This window comes from Rhodoferax ferrireducens (assembly GCF_049302455.1).
GTDB classification, from domain to species: Bacteria; Pseudomonadota; Gammaproteobacteria; order Burkholderiales; family Burkholderiaceae_C; genus Rhodoferax; species Rhodoferax ferrireducens_B.
The window spans coordinates 1-12,333 of the sequence record NZ_JBAQMD010000090.1 but is presented as its reverse complement, the minus strand read 5'-3'; the positions used below and the strand labels follow the sequence as shown (position 1 = coordinate 12,333).

General features: G+C 61.9%; 11 protein-coding genes and 1 pseudogene. 7 read left to right on the top strand and 5 right to left on the bottom strand.

Annotated features, from left to right (window positions below; all coding sequences use genetic code 11):
- Positions 1-333: 333 nt before the first annotated feature.
- On the bottom strand, positions 334-2,631 hold the full coding sequence (gene selD / locus WA157_RS15640) for a selenide, water dikinase SelD (RefSeq protein ID WP_422621845.1): 2,298 nt from the start codon (positions 2,629-2,631) through the stop codon (positions 334-336).
- Positions 2,632-2,640: 9 nt separating this feature from the next.
- Positions 2,641-3,651: a selenoneine biosynthesis selenosugar synthase SenB gene (gene senB, locus WA157_RS15635; protein ID WP_422621844.1), complete on the bottom strand. Its 1,011-nt coding sequence runs from the start codon at positions 3,649-3,651 to the stop codon at positions 2,641-2,643.
- Between the two features lie 160 nt (positions 3,652-3,811).
- On the opposite strand from senB, the gene WA157_RS15630 reads away from it, so the two are divergent.
- The 4 genes from WA157_RS15630 (at position 3,812) to phnE (ending at position 7,272) form a co-directional block, all read left to right on the top strand.
- Positions 3,812-4,669 carry a putative selenate ABC transporter substrate-binding protein gene (locus tag WA157_RS15630; protein WP_422621843.1) on the top strand — a complete coding sequence of 286 codons (858 nt, stop codon included), beginning with the start codon at positions 3,812-3,814 and terminating at the stop codon, positions 4,667-4,669.
- Positions 4,670-4,744: 75 nt separating this feature from the next.
- Positions 4,745-5,578 carry a phosphonate ABC transporter ATP-binding protein gene (locus WA157_RS15625; RefSeq protein ID WP_422621842.1) on the top strand — a complete coding sequence of 278 codons (834 nt, stop codon included), beginning with the start codon at positions 4,745-4,747 and terminating at the stop codon, positions 5,576-5,578.
- Between the two features lie 13 nt (positions 5,579-5,591).
- On the top strand, positions 5,592-6,446 hold the full coding sequence (locus WA157_RS15620) for a PhnE/PtxC family ABC transporter permease (protein WP_422621841.1): 855 nt from the start codon (positions 5,592-5,594) through the stop codon (positions 6,444-6,446).
- Between the two features lie 10 nt (positions 6,447-6,456).
- A complete protein-coding gene (gene phnE, locus WA157_RS15615) occupies positions 6,457-7,272 on the top strand; it encodes a phosphonate ABC transporter, permease protein PhnE (protein WP_422621840.1) in 816 nt (271 codons plus the stop codon).
- 18 nt (positions 7,273-7,290) lie between these two features.
- Here the strand turns inward: phnE and senA are convergent, their stop codons facing one another.
- The 3 genes from senA to merR are packed head-to-tail and all read right to left on the bottom strand — an operon-like array spanning position 7,291 to position 9,658.
- On the bottom strand, positions 7,291-8,487 hold the full coding sequence (gene senA, locus WA157_RS15610; protein WP_422621839.1) for a selenoneine synthase SenA: 1,197 nt from the start codon (positions 8,485-8,487) through the stop codon (positions 7,291-7,293).
- A 26-nt stretch (positions 8,488-8,513) separates the two neighbouring features.
- Positions 8,514-9,233, bottom strand: coding sequence for a TVP38/TMEM64 family protein (locus WA157_RS15605; protein ID WP_422621838.1), 720 nt, complete (start codon positions 9,231-9,233; stop codon positions 8,514-8,516).
- On the bottom strand, positions 9,230-9,658 hold the full coding sequence (merR, locus tag WA157_RS15600; protein ID WP_422621837.1) for an Hg(II)-responsive transcriptional regulator: 429 nt from the start codon (positions 9,656-9,658) through the stop codon (positions 9,230-9,232). The genes WA157_RS15605 and merR overlap by 4 nt, the downstream gene beginning before the upstream one ends.
- Before the next feature lie 79 nt (positions 9,659-9,737).
- On the opposite strand from merR, the gene merC reads away from it, so the two are divergent.
- The 3 genes and pseudogenes from merC to WA157_RS15585 form a co-directional block, all read left to right on the top strand.
- Positions 9,738-10,160: an organomercurial transporter MerC gene (merC, locus tag WA157_RS15595; RefSeq protein WP_422621836.1), complete on the top strand. Its 423-nt coding sequence runs from the start codon at positions 9,738-9,740 to the stop codon at positions 10,158-10,160.
- 72 nt (positions 10,161-10,232) lie between these two features.
- Positions 10,233-11,636: pseudogene (gene merA / locus WA157_RS15590) on the top strand (mercury(II) reductase); the annotation flags it as partial.
- A 182-nt stretch (positions 11,637-11,818) separates the two neighbouring features.
- On the top strand, positions 11,819-12,333 hold a 515-nt coding region (locus WA157_RS15585; protein WP_422621835.1), incomplete at its 3' end, for a carboxymuconolactone decarboxylase family protein.

Below are 12,333 nucleotides of genomic sequence, written 5' to 3'. Positions count from 1 at the left end.
CAGCCAAGCACCGAGACAGTGAAAACGTTCTTGGACGCCGGTTACAAGGAAACTGACCTGATGTACATCGTGTTGGCCATTGCCGTCAAAACCCTGAGCAACTTCAGCAACCACCTCTTTGCCACGACGGTTGACGAGCGGTTTGCGGCCTACAAAGTTGATTGACTGCGCGAGCCGATGACACCCGGTTTTGTCCCTGAAAGTTTCGAGCGGGTCATGGGCTGCACTCCGGCTGATTTGTTGCCCAGTACGAAATAACGCAGCCTGAGCCGTTCCGAGAGGTCGAATTTTCGTCAATTTTCAGAGCCTGCTGCCGTCCAGACTCCCAGCCATTCACGCGCACAGCGAAATCGGCTCCAGCGCTTCCCCTTGCGGCAAAACCCGGCCAATCGCCACCGTGTGGCTGTAGCCCAGTTCACGCAGCGCCGCGATGCAGGCCTGTGCCTTGTCGGCTGGCACGCTGGCCAGCAGGCCACCAGCCGTTTGCGGGTCAAAAATCAGCGGGTAGCGGGGGTGATTGACCATCGCTTCCTGGTTGCGCAAGGCGCGGCGCAGGCGCACGTTGGCGCTTTGCAAGGAACTGACGATGCCGCCAGCCACGCATTCCTGCGCCCCATCCAGCAGGGGCAGCGCGCTCAAATCAATTTCCGCATCAACCCCAGAGGGGCGTGTCATCTCTACCAGGTGGCCCAGCAATCCAAAGCCGGTCAGGTCGGTGCAGGCAGTTGCGCCAAATTCGCGCAGGCACTGGGCGCCCTTTTGGTTGGATACCACCATGGACTGCAAGGCCGCGTCAATCCAGCGGCCCTTGGCGCTCAGGCGCGCGTGCGCTGCAAACAAGGTGCCGGTGCCAATCGGTTTGGTGAGAATCAGCACATCGCCAGGGCGCATGCCGTTCTTGCGCAAGATCTGCGCCGGGTCGTCATCGATCAAACCATTGATGGCAAAGCCCAGCGCCAGCTCCTTGCCTTCGCCGGTGTGGCCGCCCACCAGGGCGCAGTTGGCCTCGTTCAACACTTCCAGCGCGCCCGTCATCATCTGGAACAACACGTCTTCGACCTTGCTCTCCAGGCCCGAGGGCACGGTGGCAATCGCAGTGGCCGACTGCGCCTGCGCGCCCATGGCCCAAATGTCGCCCAGTGCATGGTTGGCGGCGACCTTGCCAAAGAGGTAGGGGTCGTCAATGAAGGAGCGAAAGAAGTCCACCGAATGGACCATCGCTTTGCCGGACGGCACCCGCACCACGGCGGCATCGTCCGGGTCGCTCAAGCCGATGACCACGTCTTCGCGCTGCACCGGGTGCAATTGGCTCAAGGCGCGTGACAACACCGTGGCGCCCACCTTGGCGCCGCAGCCGCCGCAGCGCATGGCAATGGCCGAGATGGCTTGCAGCGATTCTTCGGGCGTGAGCTGCACTGTGCCAGCTACACCAGCCGATGTCGGCTGCGCGCGGGTGCCATGAGTGTCCATGGGTGTCAGGTCCTGGAACTTGCGCATGAAGCGCCGGTCAATCCAGTCCTTCCAGCGCCACACCCAGGCCCCGGCAAAACCGAGCCAGCCGCGTGACGCCACTGCGTACTGGTCGCCGGTGCTGATGAGCGCCAACCAACTGCGTTGCGGGTGGTAAGGTTTCAAAGTCCCGCCCTGCACACTCAAGCGCAGGTTCGCTGCCAGCGGTGGCCCTTGGCGCACTGCAAAAACGCCGGCTTTCTCCAGCGGGTGGTTCACCATGCTGGCAATGTCGCCGGCGGCAAAAACGGCGGGGTCGGTCACCGTCTGCAAGGTGTCGGTGACTTGAATGAAACCGTCTGCGTCCAGCGCCAGGCCGGTGTCTCGCAGCCAGGCAGCGCCGCCGGCGCGGGTCACCCAGACGATCTCATCGGTATCGATCACCTCGCCTGCAGCGGTTTGCAGCCGCCCCGGCGTCACCTGTGTGACGGCTGCGTTGCGGTGCACCCGCACCTGACGCTCGGCCAGCACGGCGTCAAAACGCCTGCGCACACCCAGGTTGTGGGTCGGCAAAATGTTGGGGTCGCTGCTGAACAGATGAAAGACCAGCTCATCGGGGTTGCGACCCAGCGAGTGCAAGGCGTGGCGCAAGCGCCACTGCATGGCCAGCAGCAACTCCACGCCGCCCGCACCGGCCCCCACCACCGCCACGGTGGTGGTGCCGGGGTGGCGCTGCACACGTTCCAGCAGTGCCAGCCAACGCTCGTTGAAGCGGGTGATGGGTTTGACCGCGATGGCGTTCTCAAGAGCGCCCGGCACGCCATGGAGTTGGGGCGTGGAGCCGATGTTGATGGACAGAACGTCATACGGCACCGGCGGGCGGTTGCGGCACAGCACTTTGCGGTTGACGCGGTCCAGCCCGATCACCTCGTCGCGGTACAGGCGTGCGCCGGCGAATACCGCCAGACGGCTCAGGTCAATGTGAACTTCGTCATAGTCATAGTGGCCCGCCACATAGCCGGGCAACATGCCCGAGTAGGGCGTATGCATGTCGGTGCAGATGACCGTCAGGCGCACGCCGGGAACCGGCTGCATGCCAAAGCTTTTAAGCACGCCCACGTGGCTGTGGCCACCGCCGACCAGCACGATGTCTCTGAGGATGGGTTGTTCAGGTGCTTGCATCGAGTCGCTTCACTTTGGATTGGGGGTTTTGGGTAGCAAGTCACGCACCAGCGCATGCAGCGCGGCTTGTTCGGCGGCGGGTGCAAACAGGGGCGCACGCTGTGCGCACTGGGCCTGCAACTGGTGGTAGAAATTGTCGGCATGTGGCTGGTTGTCGGCCTGGTCGCGGCGGCAGCGCAGCAGCAAATCGGCCAGCGCCTGCGCATCACCTTGCGCAAAATAGCCTGCATAGTCTGGCCCCAGCATGCCCACGTTGCCGGCAATGTGGGAGGCCAACACGGGCGTGCCGCTGCGCACCGCCTCCATCACGACATGCGCGCCGCCCTCTATTCGGCTGGCATGGATGAGCAGATGCGCGCGCTGAATGTGGCGCCGCGTGGCTTCATGGGGCAAGCCGCCCAGCCAGCGGTAGTGTGGGCATTGCGCAGCGCAGGCTTGGGCTTGCGCGCCCAGTTGTGCGTCTAGCGCCTCGCCAATGTGGTCGATGAAGATGTCGGGGTGGCCGTGGAGCAGACGCGCAGCGGCAAACAGGGTTTGCGGTGATTTTTCATCGCGCAGATGCCCCACCATCACGGCGCGCACATGTTGCCCTGTCTTGACGACCTTGTTCCGCGCGGGGGTGGACTGAAAAATCACCCGCGCCTTGTGCCGCAGCGCAGGAGGCAAGGCATCCGGCCCGCATTCCTGCAGCAGCACCAGTTGCTGTGCATAGGCAAGGGAGGCTTGCGCGCAGGTATCGATTTGAATGTCGCGGTACAAATCGGTGCCGGTGAGCACCACGGCAAGTCCCGGTGCATCCGCCACTGCACCTTGCGCGCGGGCCCAGGCAGCAATCGAATCCGCAGAGCGCCGCGCGTGCAGCGCCAGCATCACATCAAACGGCTCGCCATGCCAGGTCTGCACAATGGTGGTCTGGAACGCAGGGCGCAGCATGCGCGACCAGCGCCGCGCGGTTTGCCAGTTGCCATTGTTGGCATCGGCTAACGCGGGGCTGATGATGAGGACGCGGGCTTGGGTCATGGGCGAGGTTTTGCAGCCGGCATCAAGCACGGCGGGTTAGGTTAGTCGTCTCCAAGTCAAAAAACCTTACACCTGTTTTTACAGCGGCGCATGGTCTGCAGGAGTGGCCGGATTCGAGTCTAATCGCTGCTTCGTTTTCTCACTTTTTCAGGCTATTCACATGACTAAATTTTCTCCAAAACATATTTTGCTGGGATGTGCGCTGGTTCTATTCGGATCGCTGGCGCAGGCCCAAGCCGTGTTCAAAGTGACCGCCATCCCCGATGAGTCGCCCACCGAGTTGGCGCGCAAGGCGGCCCCGCTGGTGAAATACCTGGAAAAAATCCTGGGCAGACCAGTCGAATTCACGCCGGTCACCGACTATGCGGCGTCGGTCGAGGCCCTGGTCAACAAGCAGGTGGACATGGCGTGGTACGGTGGCTTTACCTTCGTGCAGGCCAATGTGCGCTCGGGTGGCAAAGTCGTCCCGCTGGTGCAGCGCGAAGAGGATGAGAAGTTTCGCTCGGTGTTCATCACGAGTGATCCCGGTATCAAGTCCCTGGCGGATTTGAAAGGCAAGAACGTGAGCTTTGGGTCACAGTCCAGCACCTCCGGCCATTTGATGCCCCGCAGCTTTTTGTTGCAGGCCCATATTGACCCGGACAAAGACTTCAAGCGCGTGGCCTACTCCGGCGCGCACGATGCCACTATCGCCGCAGTGGCGGCGGGCAAGGTGGACGCCGGTGCCCTGAACATCTCGGTGTGGGAAAAGTTTGTTAAAGAGGGCAAGGTAGATGCCAGCAAGGTGAAGGTGTTTTACACCACCCCCGGCTACTTTGACTACAACTGGACGGTGCATGCCGACATGCCGGTGGCGCTGCGCGACAAGCTGACCCAGGCCTTCCTGAAGCTGGACCGCAACACGGCCGAGGGCAAAGAAATTCTGGAGCTGCAGCGCGCCACCCGTTTCATTGCCACCAAGGCCGACAACTACAAGGGCATTGAACAGGCCGCCCGCAACGCGGGTTTGCTGAAGTAAGTTGTCAAACAGTAATGCTATGTATTTAATAGCATCTCGCGTATATTCTACGAGGGCTAGAGCCTTATTTCATTCATGAAAATCATACTGCACGGCATCTCGGGCCAACACCCCTCGGCCAAGCTGGGTGCTGTGCCGGCGCTGCGCGAGCAGAACCTGACCGTGCGCGCCGGCGAGCAACTGGCCGTCATCGGCCCGTCCGGTGCGGGCAAGACCACGCTGCTGCATTTGTTGGCGTGTGCGCTCAAGCCGTCCGCGGGCCGCTTGCTGCTGGACGACCAGGACCCGTGGCAGCTGTCGCGCGGCGCGCTACAGAAGTTGCGCGGTGCCTTGTTTCTGGCGCCCCAGGTTCCGCCGCTGCCACCGCGCCAACGCGTGGTCACCGCCGTGCTGGCGGGACGCCTGCCGCACGAGAGCCTGTGGGCCAGCGTGCGCAGCCTGTTTTACCCAACGGACATCGCGCTGGCAGAACGAGCCCTGGCCGGGTTTGATGTCAGCGACAAGCTGTTTGACCGTGTTGACCGGCTCTCGGGTGGCGAGCGCCAGCGCGTGGGCCTGGCGCGGGCGCTGGTGTCTCAGGCCAGCCTCATCCTGGTGGATGAACCCTTGTCGGCGCTGGACCCGACACGCTCCCAACACGCCATTGAAACTTTGAGCCGCGCGGCACAGGAGCGCGGCGCCACGCTGGTGGCCACGCTGCACCATGTCGAGATGGCCCTGGCCCATTTCCCGCGCATCGTGGGCTTGCGCGACGGCCAGGTGGCCTTTGATTTGCCTGCCGCCGAGGTGACCCCGCAGCATTTGCAGGCGCTGTATGCGCAGCATCTGCATGAATTGAGTGGCCTCGCCAGCACCGAGGCCGACGCTTTGCCAACTGACCCGGCTCCGGTCGTCATGCACTGCCGCTGAGCCGCACCGCACCATGCCCAACGAATTGCCCGCGCCGGCCTTGACGCCAAACCGCCCCGCCTTGCGTGACCCGGCTTGGGCCGCGCGCGTCTTCTGGGCGCTGGCGGGCTTGGCCTTGCTCTGGCCAGCTGTGGTGCTGACCGAGTTCAAGCCCTGGGTGCTGCTGGAGCCGGGCGCCTTGAAGCCAGCGCTGAATTTTGTCGGCGCGTTCGTCCCACCCCGCATGGATGCCGAGTTTTTGGGGCTGCTGGCGCGTGAAACCTGGCGCACCGTGGCCATGGCCACAGCGGGCCTGACTCTGGCGCTGCTGCTGGCGATCCCTTTGTCGCTGCTGTCGGTGCGGGTGCTGTCGCTGTCAAGCCTGACTGGTCGTATGGCCACGGTACCCAGCGTGCTGCGCCAAGGGGTGCGCTGGCTGCTGCTGGTGCTGCGCAGCGTGCCCGAGTTGGTGTGGGCGCTGGTGTTTGTGCGCGTGGTTGGCCTGGGGCCCACCTCGGGCGTGCTGGCCATTGCGCTCACCTACAGCGGCATGCTGGGCAAGGTCTACGCCGATATCATGGAGAGCGGCGACGCCCACGCCACCACTAATCTGATGCGCAATGGTTCGGGTCGGCTGCAAGCCTTCTTCTATGGCCTGCTGCCGCAAAACGCGGGTGAGCTGACCAGCTACACCGTGTACCGGTGGGAGTGCGCCATACGCTCCAGCGCGGTGTTGGGTTTTGTCGGGGCCGGTGGGCTGGGGCAGCTCATGGACTCCTCCATGAAGATGTTCAACGGGTCTGAAGTGGCCAGCATTTTGCTGGTCTTCATGGCGCTGGTGTGGCTGGCAGACCGCATGAGTGCGATGCTGCGCAAGGGTTTGGCATGAGGAAGAATGCATGAACCACAGCGCCGCCAACGACACCTACAAATTGCCGCCCAAGCTGTTTGATGCACGCTGCAAGGCATGCTGGTTGATGCTGGGTGTGCTGATACTGGTGGTGGCCAGTTTTGCAACGCTCAATCTGCAATGGGCGCAGTTCTGGTCGTGGAACGCGGCGCAAAGAATGGGCTGTTTTTTGGGCGAGCTGCTGCATCCACAGACCAGCACGGTGTTTGTCACCAAGGTGCTGCTGGCCACCCTGGAAACGCTGGCGATGTCGGCCTTGGGCACGCTGCTGGCGGTGCTGTTGGGTCTGGCCTTGGCGCTGCCCGCCGCAAGAACCCATGCACAAGACCCGGCGCGCTGGCGCGGGACCACGCGCTTGCTGCTCAATGCCTTGCGCAGCACACCTGAACTGGTGTGGGCGGCTCTGCTCTTGATTGCGGCCGGTTTGGGGCCGTTTGCCGGCACGCTGGCCTTGGGTCTGCACACCGCAGGCGTGCTGGGCCGCCTGTTTGCCGAAGCCATAGAAAACGCCGCACCGGGGCCAAGCTTTGCGCTGCGGTTGCGCGGTGTCGGTGAAGCCCGCGTGTTCCTTTACGCCACCTTGCCGCAAGTGTTACCGCAGTTGATGAGCTACACCCTTTACCGCTGGGAGAACAACATCCGCGCTGCCGCCGTGCTTGGCGTGGTGGGCGCCGGTGGCCTGGGGCAGATGCTGGCCTTTCACATGGGCCTGTTCCAGATGGGCGAGACCAGCACTGTCTTGCTGGCCATGCTGGCGCTGGTTGATGCGCTGAGTTATGCGGTTCGCGGCGCGCTGTCGCGGTGAGGGGCGCGCAAAGCCTTGTTAAAGTGCCGCCGTGCGAAAACCGGCAAACACGTCGGTGCGATGAGGTTGAAAAAAATTGCGGTAGCGCGGGTTGTGCATGCGGGCGTGGCTGGCAAATGCGCCGCCACGCATCTCGCGGTGATTGCCAAACCAGGGCTGCGAGTAAGCATGGTAAGGGCCAGGCTCAAAACCGGGGTAGGGCGCGAAGGCGCTTGAGGTCCACTCCCACACGCTGTGGCCCCAGTGAAACCCCGGCTGCGTTGTTGCCGCGTATTCCCACTCGCTCGCGGTCGGTAAACGCCGACCGGCCCACAGGCAATAGGCTTCGGCTTCAAAGGCGTTCAGATGCATGGCGGGTGCTGTGCTGACCAGTGGCAGCCAGTGGTCAAACCAGCGCATTTGCCAATCACCGTGGGGGCCGCGTCGCCAATGCTGCGGGTGCGCGCAAGCCGACTGCGCTCGCCACACGCCAGCGTCTGCGGGCCAGTACTTTGCGCTGTCATAGCCCCCGGCCTCGACGAAGCGGGCAAACTCGCCGGCGGACATGGGCGTGCTGTCGATCTCGAAGTCGCCCAGTCGAACGTTCATGGCGGGGCGTTCATTGTCGAAGGCGAAGCCCGGTTCCGTGTTGCGGTAGCCAATGCAGACCTCGGCCCCCGGCACGGTCAGCGGCCTGCTGACGGGCAACTGTGGCACCGCCACCCCGTCGGGCGCGGGATAAGCCAAGGCCGAGCGCATCCAGCAAAAGGCTTCGCCGTGCATATCCTCGTGGAACAGGGCCAGGCGATGAAAATACAGCGGGTCTTGCGCGTCACGGGTATACGCAGTAGCGCCCAGCGGCAGCGCCGCGATACAGGCTTCCAACTGATTCGACAGCATGGACGCCAGCGCCGCACGAGAGGGCATGGCTTGACCCCAGCGCTGGGCGTGTGCCAGTCGCGCGGAATCAAACAATGCATCCGGTCCGGCAAAGCGGGGGGGGCGCGCGGCGTGAACCAGCCCTTGCTCATCGCGCTGATGCGGGCCCCGCAAGATCCAGAACTCGGCAAACCAGGCGATGTGCGCCAACTCCCAGGCAATGGGGTTGATGCCGATCTGTCGCGGCGGGCTCCATTGCGCGGGGCTTAGATCATCCACCAGAGAATGCGTGCGCTGGCGGCTCTCAAGCAGGGCTGCCGCCAATTCAGCACCCGAGAGTTGACGGGAATCAGACATAAAAAACGGTCCAGTAGTGTGCATGGTCAATCCATTCCATGGTCCTGTTCAATCAGACTGTCCCTATTGGCCCTTGAATGGCGTCTTGCCAGTAGCCAGACTGTGACAGCAAAAACCCCGAGCAAGATCCAAATCCAGTTCGAAGTCGTCAGGGTCAGGATGCTGGCACCGAAAACATTGAGCAGAATGGTCAGTGGCAGTATGCCCAGACCAGTCGCCCAAATGTAGGTCCACCACGAAATGTGGGTCATCGCGGCGGCGTAATTCAGCAAATTGAAGGCAACGACGGGAATCAAGCGACCTATCAATAGTGCAATACCGCCTTGCCGGGACGACCAGTCGGACAGTCGTTGCAACTGGCTTTGCGAGAGCATGCGGTCAATAAACGGCCGACCCAGCAGTCGCACCAGACCGAACGTGCTGATAGCGCCGAGCATGGCACCGACCCAGGTAACGACCGAACCCCAGAATGGCCCAAACACCATCCCGTTTGCCAGCGCGATGATCTCGGACGGGAAAGGAAGAAACGAGTGAACAAGCATCAGGACAATCGAGCCCAACGCTGCCCACGGCCCCCAGGCGCGTAGTTGCGCAACGACCCCTTCCATGGTGTTGTCGCCACCCATGCCAAATTCCGTAGACCAAAGCCACCAGACGATGACACCCACTGCGATCAGCAATATCGCAGAAACAGCCAAAATCGAATTGTTCGAGCGGCCTGTTGGTTGATATGAATCGATGCTCATGCGCCGGTGCCGCAGTGCAACGCGGAGATCAATGGGCAGGTCACGTTACCGGTGGTGACGCAGCATTGCTCCACCAGGCCGGTCAGCGCTGACTCGATCCTTGTCAGGTCAGCCAATTTTTGGCGTACGCCAACGAGTTTGTGTTCTGCCAGCGTGCGCGCTTCGGCACAGTGCGTACCGTCGTGCAGTCGCAGCAATTCGGCAATTTCGTCCAGACTGAAGCCCAGTTGCTGTGCCGACTTGACGAACCGGACCCGTGCCACGTCCGAATCTCCATAACGGCGAATGCTCCCCAATGGTTTGTCGGGCTGCGAGAGCAGGCCCTTGCGTTGGTAGAAACGGATGGTCTCCACATTGACCCCGGCGGCTTGGGCAAAAGCACCAATAGTGAGACCATTTTTGAGGCCTTCGAATCCATTTTGCATACAGTGCTTGACTCCGTACTTGACTACAGACCTATCTTACGCTGTCTGCAACCGCAAACTGATCAACCGGAGACACTTGATGACACTGATAACCCGCATCGCCGACAAAGCCGGTACCTTTGGCAGCATCGTCTCGGCCTTTGGCTGCGCCGCCTGTTTTCCCGTCATCGCCAGCATTGGCGCAGCCCTTGGCCTGGGCTTTTTACAGGAGTACGAGGGCTTGTTCATCAGCCGCCTGATGCCGCTGTTTGCCGCGCTCGCCCTGGTGGTCAATGCGCTGGGCTGGCTGAGCCATCGGCAATGGCGCCGCAGTGTGTTGGGCATGATTGGTCCGACGCTGGTGCTAGGGACCTTGGGATGGCTGGGCGGCGACGGCTGGCCGGGCAGTCTGTTGTATGTGGGCTTGGGGCTGATGCTGGCGGTCTCCGTCTGGGATCTGCTGTGGCCCACCAACCGCCGCTGCGGCCCGGACGGCTGTGAACTACCTGCGACTGGTAAGTGAAGCCATCATCTGAGTACCTCTTGAACCATGAACCCACTTAAACAAACCCCGGACACCTGCACCACTCGCGCCTCAGCGCCTGATTTGCACATTGCCATTATTGGCAGTGGTGGCGCGGCCATGGCTGCGGCACTCAAAGCGGTGGAGCGCGGGGCGCGCGTCACGCTGATTGAGCGTGCCACCATCGGCGGCACCTGCGTCAACATCGGCTGCGTGCCGTCCAAGATATTCATCCGGGCAGCGCATGTTGCGCATCTGCGCCAGAGCAGCCCGTTTGATAGTGGCATTTCGTCAGGCTTGCCCACCGTTAACCGCTCGGCCTTGCTGGCACAGCAGCAGGCACGGGTGACTGAGCTGCGCCATACCAAATACGAAGGCATCCTGGAGGGCAACGCGGCTATCACGGTGTTGCGTGGCACGGCGCGCTTCAATAGCAAGCACAGCTTGACGGTGCGTTTGAACGAGGGGGGTGAGCAAGCACTGGCCTTTGACCGTTGCCTGATTGCCACCGGTGCCAGCGCCGCCGTGCCGCCAATTCCGGGTTTGAAAGAATCGCCGTTTTGGACTTCCACCGAAGCCTTGGTGTGTGACGCGATTCCGAGGAGGCTGGCGGTCATTGGCTCTTCCGTAGTCGCCTTGGAGCTAGCGCAGGCCTTTGCCCGGCTCGGCAGCAAGGTGACGATTCTGGCACGCCACACGCTGTTTTACCGCGACGACCCCGCCATTGGCCAGGCGTTGACATCCGCCTTTCGTGCCGAAGGCATCGAGGTGTTGGAGCATACGCAGGCCAGCCAGGTGCGTTATGCCAACGATGAATTTGTGCTCACCACATCAACTGGTGAGTGGTGTGCCGACAAGCTGCTGGTCGCTACGGGCCGTGTACACAACACGGCCGGGCTGAATCTGCCTGCCGCAGGCCTGTCTACCAACGTGCAGGGGGCGATTCAGATTGATGAGACCATGCGCACCAGCGTGTCGCACATCTTCGCGGCGGGTGACTGCACCGACCAGCCGCAGTTTGTCTATGTGGCGGCAGCTGCTGGCACACGCGCTGCCATCAACATGACGGATGGTGAGGCACGGCTGGACCTGACGACCATGCCCGCCGTGGTGTTCACCGAGCCGCAAGTCGCCACCGTTGGTCTGGACGAGGCGCAGGCACAAGATGCCGGGCTGCACGTCGAGAGCCGAACCTTGAGCCTGGACAACGTGCCGCGCGCCTTGGTCAATTTTGAGACGATGGGATTCGTCAAACTGGTAGCTGAGGTGGGCACGGGGCGCTTGCTCGGTGCGCAAGCCGTGGCCTGCGAGGCGGGTGAGATCATTCAGACCGCTGCCTTGGCGATCAGGGCGCGCATGACGGTGCAGGATTTGGCCGACCAGTTGTTCACCTACCTGACGATGGTGGAGGGCTTGAAGCTGTGCTCGCAGACGTTTTTCAAGGATGTGAAGCAGTTGAGTTGTTGCGCAGGGTAGCTTGATGCCGACGTCGGCATGTTTCCATTCTGGCATGTAGGTTGAAACGTTGGAACATCCAAACGAGACGTTTGGTGTACCTTAAATCACCGCGCCTGCCTAACATGGGCTATCGCAAAATGAGCCGGGGAATCCGTCTTTGGCATTGTCATTTTTGCGTTGTCTATCAGGAGAAACCATTCATGTCCGCCACCCCACTTGTCAAGAATCTTCACCCCGTCGAGCATGCCAGCGCACAGGGCAAACAAAAAGAAATCCTGGATCTGGCCCTCAAGCAGGTCGGGTTCATTCCCAATATGTACGCCAACATGGCCAACGCGCCTGGTGTTCTGAGCACCTATTTGCACGGTTACGGCTTGTTCCGTGGCGAATCAGGCCTGAAACCAGCCGAGCAGGAAGTGGTGTTTCTGGCGGTCAGCCAGGTGAACGGTTGCAAATACTGCACCGCAGCGCACAGCATGATTGCGGAAAAGATGTCCGGCGTGCCAGCCGATGTGCTCAAGGCCATCCGCGCGCAAACCGCCATTCCAGATGCCAGGCTGGCCACGCTGTACGCCACCACCGTCGCCGTGGTCAAAAGCCACGGGCAGCCAAGCACCGAGACAGTGAAAACGTTCTTGGACGCCGGTTACAAGGAAACTGACCTGATGTACATCGTGTTGGCCATTGCCGTCAAAACCCTGAGCAACTTCAGCAA

Coding starts and splice junctions, on each gene's coding strand:
- selD (WP_422621845.1), bottom strand. CDS start 2,631: ATGCAAGCACCTGAACAACCCATCCTCAGAGACATCGTGCTGGTCGGC.
- senB (WP_422621844.1), bottom strand. CDS start 3,651: ATGACCCAAGCCCGCGTCCTCATCATCAGCCCCGCGTTAGCCGATGCC.
- WA157_RS15630 (WP_422621843.1), top strand. CDS start 3,812: ATGACTAAATTTTCTCCAAAACATATTTTGCTGGGATGTGCGCTGGTT.
- WA157_RS15625 (WP_422621842.1), top strand. CDS start 4,745: ATGAAAATCATACTGCACGGCATCTCGGGCCAACACCCCTCGGCCAAG.
- WA157_RS15620 (WP_422621841.1), top strand. CDS start 5,592: ATGCCCAACGAATTGCCCGCGCCGGCCTTGACGCCAAACCGCCCCGCC.
- phnE (WP_422621840.1), top strand. CDS start 6,457: ATGAACCACAGCGCCGCCAACGACACCTACAAATTGCCGCCCAAGCTG.
- senA (WP_422621839.1), bottom strand. CDS start 8,487: ATGTCTGATTCCCGTCAACTCTCGGGTGCTGAATTGGCGGCAGCCCTG.
- WA157_RS15605 (WP_422621838.1), bottom strand. CDS start 9,233: ATGAGCATCGATTCATATCAACCAACAGGCCGCTCGAACAATTCGATT.
- merR (WP_422621837.1), bottom strand. CDS start 9,658: ATGCAAAATGGATTCGAAGGCCTCAAAAATGGTCTCACTATTGGTGCT.
- merC (WP_422621836.1), top strand. CDS start 9,738: ATGACACTGATAACCCGCATCGCCGACAAAGCCGGTACCTTTGGCAGC.